At 62.5% G+C, this 8,862-nt stretch carries 9 protein-coding genes; 1 reads left to right on the top strand and 8 read right to left on the bottom strand.

From position 1 onward, the window contains the following. Positions 1–156: 156 nt before the first annotated feature. The 8 genes from PW947_RS11140 to andR all read right to left on the bottom strand — a co-directional run bounded on the left by PW947_RS11140 (position 157) and on the right by andR (position 8,505). The gene (locus PW947_RS11140) at positions 157–1,626 is read right to left on the bottom strand and encodes an aldehyde dehydrogenase family protein (RefSeq protein ID WP_299631618.1); all 1,470 of its coding nucleotides are present in this window, start codon (positions 1,624–1,626) and stop codon (positions 157–159) included. A gap of 81 nt (positions 1,627–1,707) precedes the next feature. Further along, positions 1,708–2,934, bottom strand: coding sequence for a dienelactone hydrolase family protein (locus tag PW947_RS11145; protein ID WP_299631620.1), 1,227 nt, complete (start codon positions 2,932–2,934; stop codon positions 1,708–1,710). A 55-nt stretch (positions 2,935–2,989) separates the two neighbouring features. Continuing rightward, the gene (locus tag PW947_RS11150; protein WP_299631622.1) at positions 2,990–3,814 is read right to left on the bottom strand and encodes an SDR family oxidoreductase; all 825 of its coding nucleotides are present in this window, start codon (positions 3,812–3,814) and stop codon (positions 2,990–2,992) included. Then, the gene (locus PW947_RS11155; RefSeq protein WP_299631624.1) at positions 3,811–4,440 is read right to left on the bottom strand and encodes a cysteine hydrolase; all 630 of its coding nucleotides are present in this window, start codon (positions 4,438–4,440) and stop codon (positions 3,811–3,813) included. Before PW947_RS11155 ends, PW947_RS11150 begins: the two co-directional genes overlap by 4 nt. Then, positions 4,440–4,973, bottom strand: a complete 534-nt coding sequence (locus PW947_RS11160; protein ID WP_299631626.1) for an aromatic-ring-hydroxylating dioxygenase subunit beta — start codon at positions 4,971–4,973, stop codon at positions 4,440–4,442. Before PW947_RS11160 ends, PW947_RS11155 begins: the two co-directional genes overlap by 1 nt. Continuing rightward, positions 4,973–6,298, bottom strand: a complete 1,326-nt coding sequence (locus tag PW947_RS11165; protein ID WP_299631628.1) for an aromatic ring-hydroxylating dioxygenase subunit alpha — start codon at positions 6,296–6,298, stop codon at positions 4,973–4,975. The genes PW947_RS11160 and PW947_RS11165 overlap by 1 nt, the downstream gene beginning before the upstream one ends. A 25-nt stretch (positions 6,299–6,323) precedes the next feature. Next, on the bottom strand, positions 6,324–7,274 hold the full coding sequence (locus tag PW947_RS11170) for a PDR/VanB family oxidoreductase (protein WP_299631630.1): 951 nt from the start codon (positions 7,272–7,274) through the stop codon (positions 6,324–6,326). Between the two features lie 247 nt (positions 7,275–7,521). Further along, positions 7,522–8,505, bottom strand: coding sequence for an anthranilate 1,2-dioxygenase regulatory protein AndR (gene andR / locus PW947_RS11175; RefSeq protein ID WP_299631632.1), 984 nt, complete (start codon positions 8,503–8,505; stop codon positions 7,522–7,524). A gap of 3 nt (positions 8,506–8,508) precedes the next feature. Between andR and PW947_RS11180 the strand changes: the two genes are divergently transcribed. Beyond that, entirely contained in the window at positions 8,509–8,775 is a 267-nt protein-coding gene (locus PW947_RS11180; protein ID WP_299631633.1) for a hypothetical protein, read from the top strand. The last annotated feature ends 87 nt before the right edge of the window (positions 8,776–8,862 follow it).

Below are 8,862 nucleotides of genomic sequence, written 5' to 3' on the forward strand. Positions count from 1 at the left end.
ATGACGCAAGCCTCGCTGGCAGTCGGTATCGGCTGGCAACTGCGTGAAGTGCGGGACGCATCGAAACGGCTTCAGACCGCAGCCAAAGCGGCACGCACCGACGCCGGGGTGCAGCGCGGCCGCACCCGGGAGAGCATCACGACTGACATCGGGACATCAAAACGGAAAGACCCGTTGCCCCATCTGAATCGTGATCCATTTCAGTTCGGTCATTTCTTCCATCGAATAACGGCCGCCTTCGCGTCCGCTACCGCTCATCTTGGTGCCGCCGAACGGTACATGGGCTTCGTCGGAGACGGTCGTATCGTTGATATGAACCATCCCAGCTTCTATCCGCATCGCGAGATCGAAGGCCTTTTGCAGGTCGTTGGTGATGACGCCCGCCGATAGACCATACGAAGTATCGTTGGCGACCTGCAACGCTTCTTCGGAGTCGGCCACGCGAATCAGCGACGTCACCGGTCCAAAACTCTCTTCGTCGTAGATCGTCATCGCCGACGTGACATCGGCGAGAACCGTCGGATCGTAGAAGTTATCGCGATGCGTACCGCCCATCAGCAAGCGCGCGCCTTTCGACACAGCGTCTTCCACCTGGGTGTCGATGACACTGCATTGCGAGCGGCGGATCAGCGGTCCGATAACCGTCTTCGGATCGCGCGGATCGCCGACCTGAAACGTTTTTGCCCGCGCGACAAAGGCTTGCGCGAACGCGTCGTACACGGGGGCCTCGACGATGATCCGCGAATTCGCCATGCACACCTGACCTTGGTGGAAGAAGATGCCGAAGCAGGCGGCACGCACCGCGTAGTCGAGATCCGCGTCGCGCAGCACGACCAATGGATTCTTGCCGCCCAGTTCCAGCGTGACCTTTTTCATCTGCTTTGCCGCTTCGACGGCCAGATGGCGGCCCACGCGCGTTGATCCGGTGAACGTCAGCATGCGCACGCGCGGATCGGTGAGCAGCACGTCGCCCACTTCGTCGGCGGGACCCGGCACCACGTTAAGCACACCGGCCGGCAAGCCGCCGCGTTCGAACAGTTCGGCGATTTTCAGACCGGTGACCGGGGTCTCTTCAGAAGGTTTGAGGACGAACGTATTGCCCGCCGCAAGCGCGAGCACGACCTTCTTCATGGCCAGCCAGAACGGCGCATTAAACGGCGCAATACCCGCGATCACGCCAAGCGGACGGCGCAGCGTGAAGCCGAGTTGACCCTGCATGCTGTGCGGCAGCGTCTCGCCGAACACGTGGCGGGCATCGCCCGCCGCGCTGCGCAGCAGATCGATACCGCTCATCACTTCGAACATCGCTTTGGGATAGGTCGAACCGGATTCTTCAATCAGCACGTCGCGCACATCGTCGGCCATCGCCGCCAGCGCGTCGGCGCAGGCGAGCAGGATATCGGCGCGCTTCGACACGACCATGCTGGCCCACATGTCCTTCGCCCGCTGCGCTGCATCGACCGCGCGCAGCGCGTCGGCACGGGTCGCCTGGTGCACATTGGCAAACAGCTCGCCGGTCGCCGGGTTGTAATCGGGACGCGTCTGGCCATCGGACCCCGCGACCCATTGGCCGTCGATAAACAGTTTGCCTTCGCGGATGACCCGCGCGGCGGTGTCGGTTGTCATGATGATGCGGCTCCTGAGAAGAAACAGCGGTTGACGTGCAGGACGGGCAATAAAGAATCGTTGTGGACAGGTTCGATTTTTTTACTGCGCTGGCGCGCTGTCTTTCCAGCGCGCCATCAGCGTGTTCGACGGCAAGGTTTCGTCCCTCAGCTTGCGTGCCGCTTCTGCGCCGGACACCGGCAAGCCGGTTGGATCGAGCAGGCCGATCTGCGCGAGCACGCTAGCCTGATCCCAATAGATGTGTTCGTTGTAGAGCTTCGGCCCGCGAAAGCCCACCACGACGAGCATCGGAATCTCGACGTATTTGCCGGTCGGCGCGACGCCGGGCAACAGCCAGTCGATTTCGCAATCGTGCGTGAAACACAGGATGAATTCGTCGACCATCCGGTCCACGCCCACTATGCGTGAGATGGGCACCATTTTCGTGTCGACGGGATTGTTGTGGATGAAGTGGTGCGTATAGAAGCGCTTGAGTTCGGTGTAACCCGTGCCGCCCGTCATCGTCGGAACGTGGTTGACGTAGGGCTGCGGCACCATCGTCTGCATCGTCGCTTCGGGGTCTCGTGCGGCGAATTCGAGGTAGAAGTGATGATCGGCGATGGCGCTCAGGTCGTAATCCGGGCCCATCGTCTTGCGAAATATCGCGAGGCTGCGCGTATGCGCAGGCATCGCGGCGCTCTTCACGAAGGTCGGTCCACTACGGTTGAACGCATGGCCCGCTTCGGGGTAGACGTGGAGTTTGACGTTCGGTTTGTCGGCGAGTGCCGACTTGATGGCGGCGAGGGTCTCCGGCGGATTCATCGGATCGGTTTCGCCGAAATGCAGGGTGAGCGGACAGGTGATCTGCGCTGCGAGATCAAGTGCATCCTGAATGCCGACACCGTAGTAACCGACCGCGCAATCGACGCCGCATTGAGCTGCCGCCAGATAGGCGAGCTTGCCTCCGAGGCAGAAGCCGAGCACGCCTACCTGGCCCGTCGATTCAGGCATCGCGCGCGCAACCTGAACGGTCGCGCGAATATCGTCGATTGCACGCGCAACATCGAAACGCTCATAGTAGTCGAATGCTTTCGCGTGGTCCGCATCGCTATAGCCCAGTTCGATGTTCGGCCCGAATTGATGGAACAGATCCGGCGCGAGCACGACATAGCCTTCGCCGGCGTACAGCTCGGCCACTTCGCGCATCTCGGCATTGATGCCGAAGATCTCCTGCAACAGCACGATGACCGGGCCGCGACCCGCTTCGGGCAACGCGAGCCAGGCATCGAACTGCAATCCGTTCGATGTGATCTTGATCTGCTTCGACATGAATGTTTCCTTCAGGGGCGATCTTTGAATGGGATGGAATGTGCGTGATGCAATCTCAATCGGACGGCTGAAGCCGGCTGAACCACTCGCGCGGCGACACACCCTGGTCCGGTCCGAGAATCGAGAAGCCGCCATCGACCGGAATATCGACGCCGGTAATCCACGATGCGTCAGCTGAGCAGAGGAACGCGATCACCTGCGCGATTTCATGGCCGCGTCCCACGCGCCCTAGCGGATGCAGCGCTTCGCCAACCCGGTCCGCTGTCTCGATCGACCCCTGTGCAAGCTGTTCGAGCGAGGGCGACCAGGTCCACGCGGGCGATACGGTGACTGCGCGAATGCCATCTGGCGCGAGCGTCACCGCGAGATTGCGCGTGAATTGCTGCAATGCCGCTTTCGACGCGGGATACAACGCGCGTCCGGCTGCGCCGAACTTGCCGCCGGTGCTGCCCAGATTGACGATCACGCCGCCGCGCGACAGATGCGGCGCGGCCTTCTGCGCGAAGATCGCGGCGGACACCAGGTTCACGTTCAGCAGATGGGTCCATTGTTCGCGTGTCGATGCGAGGCCGGAATCTGCATACGTGCAGGCGTTATTGACCAGAAAGTCGAGTCGTCCAAAACGGCTTAACGTCACGTCGATGGCACGGTCGATTTGCGCGTCGTCGGTGATGTCGGTTTCGATGAAGCAGCCGGCATCGCCGAGCGAATCGGCGATGGCATGGCCCGCGCGCGCGTCGAGCCCGAGCGTCGTCACCGATGCGCCGGCCGCGACCAGACCGCGCGCGATGTCGGCGCCGAGCCCTTGAGTGCTGCCGCTGACAATCGCGACTTTGCCCGCAAGCCGACCATGCAGCCGCGTGGAAGGAGGGGGGGTCATCGGTGCGCCTCCGGTTGCGCAAGCGCGGACTCGACGCTGCGGATTTCCGCCAGCAGACGCATGCTGTCGAGCGACGCATCGTGAATTCGCGCGTCGGCGGCGGCGCACGCATCGGCGGCGACCGTCACCTCATAGCCGAGATCGACGGCATGGCGCACGGTCATCTCGACCACCGAATGCGTCGCGACGCCCGCAACGATCAGATGACACACGCCGAGTTTCAGCAGAAGCTGTTCGAGCGGTGTGCCGATAAACGCGCTGGTTCGCTGATGCCGAATGACGAACTCGTTCGCGCGCGTTTCATCGGCGCCCAGTCCGTCGTAAAACGACGCACCCCATGTGCCTTCCTGCACCGCGCCGAGTTCGGCGGTCTTGCGGAAAATCCAGCAGTTCTGCACGAGGTCCGCATAATCTGGACGGAACGCGATCCGCACATGAATCAGCGGCAACGCCCTGTGCCGCGCGCCTTCGATCAGCTTGCGGGCCGATTCGATCACCCGTTCGCGGGCCGGGTCTGCTGCTGCGAGGCCAACACGAATCTTGCCGTCGGGATGCAGCACGTCATTCTGATAGTGCAGCGCGAGCACAGCGGTACGCTGCAACGTGGGCGTGGAAGTCGCGGTCATCACACGAACACTTCCAGATTCGCAAATGCGTCGCCGGCGTTGATCAGATCCACGCGCTTCAGATAGATTTTCCAGCCGCCGGTTTCTTCGGCGACGAGTTTGTGTGTCGTGAGGCCGGCAAGCTGGCGTTGGCCGTTGCGCCATTCGGTCAGGCTGAAGGTGGAATGGACGATCAGCCGGCCGGCTTCGTCGGTGCCGTCGATCATCACGTTGCCGATCACGCGCGCGGTGCGCGTCACCGGTTGCTGCGACCAGTTGCGCGGATTCGTAATGCGCCGCACGCGCACTTCCCGCAGCGTCGCATCTTCCCAGAACAGCGAAATGTGGTCGCGCGCGCTGGTCTGAGCGGGTTCGTGCGGCATCCAGTACATGCCGTCGGCGGTCCATAGATCGAGCCAGCCGTCGAACGCACGCGTGTCGAGCAGACGTGCCTCACGAAACAGGAACTGTTCGACGTCGACGCGCAGTGAGTCGTTCACGCGAATCTGATTTGCAACCCGGGTCGAGAGATCGAACGTGGTGTCGAACAACATCAGAGCGCTCCTTTTTCTGCGGCAGCTTCGTTGAGCATGAAACGTTTCCATGCGACAAACTGATTGCGCATAGGCAATTCGCTGGTACCGTTGGTCGACACCATGCCGTTCTCGACCGGACGATCGCTGCCCGCATAACGGTGCATGCTGACCCAGTCGCCGCCATTGGTCTGGTTGCCTTGCTGGCAACGCGCATACACTTCGACGTCGTCGGGCATCACGTTCGACGATGGTGAATTGATCACGTTCGCGTACGTCATCGCGCGTTCGAATACCGGCTCGGGCGCGCCTTTCAGTTTGAAAATCTGGATTTCGACCAGGGTCCGGTCCACCGCCAGCGGCCGGATCACACGAAACTGCTGGAACACCGTATGCGGTGAACCGCTGCCGTAAATCACCGTGTTATGCCGGTTCATGCCGAGAATTTCGCGTGCGCGGCTTTCGCCGTACGCTTCGGTCAGCGCCGCGAAATGTGCGCTCGAAACCGGATCGCGTTCGGCGGCAGCGGGATCGAAAATGCCTTCCATATAGCCGTGGCCGTTTTCATATGCGCGCAATTCGAGTTTTTCCCAAAACTCGTACGGCTCGCCATTGCCCTCCATGATCAGCAACTCGAACGGCAGAGAACCTTGTGCTTGCGCTTGCGAACGCGCGGATACCACCGACGATTCATGCGTGACGGGCGCATGCATCGTGTCGTGCAGGTTCTCGTAAAACACTTTCCAGTTCGAGCGTTGCAGCACGCGGAATACGCCGCCCGCCACTTCGACTTCCCCGACTGGCGAGCGATCGCACAGGTTGTCGATCGACGACGCGACACCGTTCAGGAATTCGGCAAGCTCGGGTCCCTCAGCCGCCTGGCTCGCGAACACGAAGCCTCGATACACGCCGACCCGCGCCACTTTACGCATGGAGAAATCTGGATGCTTCGGATCGAAACAGGTGTTTTGCAGGCCGTTTTTCAGCGGTGCCGACAAATGCGTGCCGTCGAGCCTGAACGTCCACGCGTGATATGGGCAGCGAAAGAACTTGCCGGTCGTGCCGTCGCCGTCGGCGACAACTTTCGCCCCTTTATGCGGGCAGCGGTTATACACGACGTGAATCTGGCCGTCGCTCGCGCGCACCATCACGACATCCTGATCGCCGAGAAGCGTGGTGTGATAGTCGCCGGGGTTTTTCACCTGGCTCTCGTGGCCGACGTAGATCCACGCCTGGCCATAAATGCGCTGCATTTCAAGCTCGAAAATCTGCGGGTCGGTGTAGACGCGCTTATGCACGCTATCCGGGCGCACCAGGCTCGCGAGGGTCTCGTTGGTCAGGCTCATTCTGCTTCCTTGCACGGGAGAGGGGTTACAGGTCGAGCACGAGTCGCGACGACTTTGTCCGCGAGACGCACGGACAGAAGTCGCCGCGTTCGCGGTCCTGGCTCGACAGACAGATGTCGCGGTGATCCGGCGTGCCGTCGATCACCTGCGTCGTGCAGACGCCGCAATCGCCACGCCGGCAGTCGTATAGCGGATCGAGGCCGGCCTCGATCATCGCGTCGAGAATGGTCTGGTCGGCGGTCACGTTGAGCGTCACGTTGCTGGCTTTCAGCACCACCTCGAAGCCGCTGTTGCCGGTCTCGTCCTGGGCAGCGGTGAACAGTTCGCTATGGACCTGCGCGTCGGGCCAGCCGAGTGTGCTGGCTTGAGCCAGCACGGCGTCGATCAGTGGGCGCGGGCCGCATACGTACAGATGGCGCCCGGCTTGCGGCGCGCCGATCGTCGAGGCGAGCGGCATGCCGTTGCGCGGTTCGCCGCCGTCGAGCCAGCAGGTCGCGGCGGGCAGCGCCAGCACGTCGGCGCGGTAGGCCATCGACGCGGCGTCGCGGGCCGCGTAGTGGAGTGCATAGGCGGTCCCGGTGGCCTCCAGCGCCAGCGCCATCGCGAGGATTGGCGTAATGCCGATTCCGCCCGCGATCAGCAGCGCGTGCTGCGTGGCAGCGTCGAGCGGAAAATCGTTGCGCGGCGTGCTGACCTCCAGTTCTGCGCCGGTCTCCAGCGCATGGACCCAGCGTGAACCGCCGCTGCCCGACGCTTCCAGCTGGACGGCGATTTCGTAATGGCCGGTGTGATCGGGGGCGTTGACCAGCGAGTACGCGCGGCGTTGCGTGCGTCCGTCGATCGGCACTTGCAGGCCGATATGTGCGCCCGCGCTAAAAGCGGGAAGCTGTGCGCCGTCGATAGGGACGAGCAGCAGGCGCCGTATGGCCGGCGTCAAGGCGTCGATACGCTCGACGCGCATGCGCTGCGTTGTCATCCGTGACACTCCTTTGATTGCTTTGCGGGTCGTTTGAATCGACTGTAAGGCAGCGTTTTTCTGACCTATAGCCGTTGATCGCAGCGAATGTCCAGAACGCGCAGGTTTGTCGCGAAGCAGCCGGGGGCGCGTCGATGCGCGCTGCGGCGGGGTTGCGGCGCGACTGGCGTGAGTGCCGGGAAGCGAAGGGGTGTGGAGCGGCGAGCGCGCGAACGCGCAGGTCGTTGACGGTGGACGAGGGCGGTGCTTAAACGCCGCGTTGCCGGGCGTTGCGTAACGTGTCGGACGGCGCTTCGCCGAATTTCTCCCGATACGCATTCGCAAAGCGGCCGAGATTGACGAAACCGCAACTCAGCGCGATGTCCGCGACGCGATCGGCGTCGCCAGCGCGCATCAGCATCTCGCGCGAGCGTTCGATGCGCGCCTCGCGAACCAGTTGCATCGGGCTCACATCGCGAAAGCGGCGGAAGCTGTGCAGCAGCGTGCGCACCGGCACGCCTGCGGCATTCGCGATGTCCGACAGCGTGAGCGGCTCGCACGCGTGTTCGCTGATGTACGCCTCGGCGCGCCGCACGGTCCGCGGCAGCAGCACCGACGACTGTGTCCGTTCCTGACTGTGATGGGGTTGCCCGGCCAGCAGAAGCATCACCAGCAGGCGCTCGATTTCAACCGCGATGCGACGATCGCGCTGTGCTAATGCGACGGTTTCGGGCGACGCGGTCAGCAATCGCAATTGCGCGAGCCACGGCGCGAGCTCGGGTCGCGACAGATCGATGGCCGGCTCCATGTGCAGATGTGCGAAGCCCGAATGCGCGAGGATGGCCTGCTTGTCGACGCGCACGAAAAACTGTTCGCAATCGCTGGAAAAAGTGCCGCCGAATCGCGTTGACGGTCCGACCACCACGCCCTGCGACTGTCCGACGATAAGCCGGCGTGACCCCACCGACACATCCGCGTAGCCGCTCAGCGTGAGGATCACAAGGTAGTAATCGCCCAGTTCGCCCGCCTCGACGCTCATCGCGCCCGCGTAGCCGAGCGAGCCGAACGCCAGATTTTCGAGCCTTGCGTGGTTCATGTAAGCCGACTGGCCGGGCAGCGACGGGCCCGGCATCAGGCGGTGCGGTTGCAGCACGGTGGCAATACGCTGGCGCGTATCGTCGACATCCGTGGACTCGAAATAGCGGTACTTCCGAAGGGCCGTCGGCTCAATCTGTAAGGAGGCTGGCAGCATCAGATGGGCACTCGTCAACAGGTGGTGGGCAACGAGGCGTGTGCGAACTGGACGATCCCTGGCACGTTGGTCCCGATGATGATGGTCACTGTACCTTTTTTGATCGACGTCAAAAAACGGGAGTTTGCCGGATTGCAGGCTGTCGGCAGACGTGGCCATGTTTCCCTGTCGCGCTATTGGCCTGTTGCATTAGTGGGTTCGCCGCGTTTTCATGCCGGGATGAAAGCATTGGGCGGCATCATTCCGGGCAATCGCCGCTCCGGCATCTAGCCATCTCCGCAGGCACGATCAGTCACATAGCCGAAGCCGCGACCCTGACGGAAGCAGTTGAATCTCACCGCGGACTCCCCACCAGAT

Source organism: Paraburkholderia sp. (assembly GCF_028283785.1).
In the GTDB taxonomy this organism is placed as follows: domain Bacteria; phylum Pseudomonadota; class Gammaproteobacteria; order Burkholderiales; family Burkholderiaceae; genus Paraburkholderia.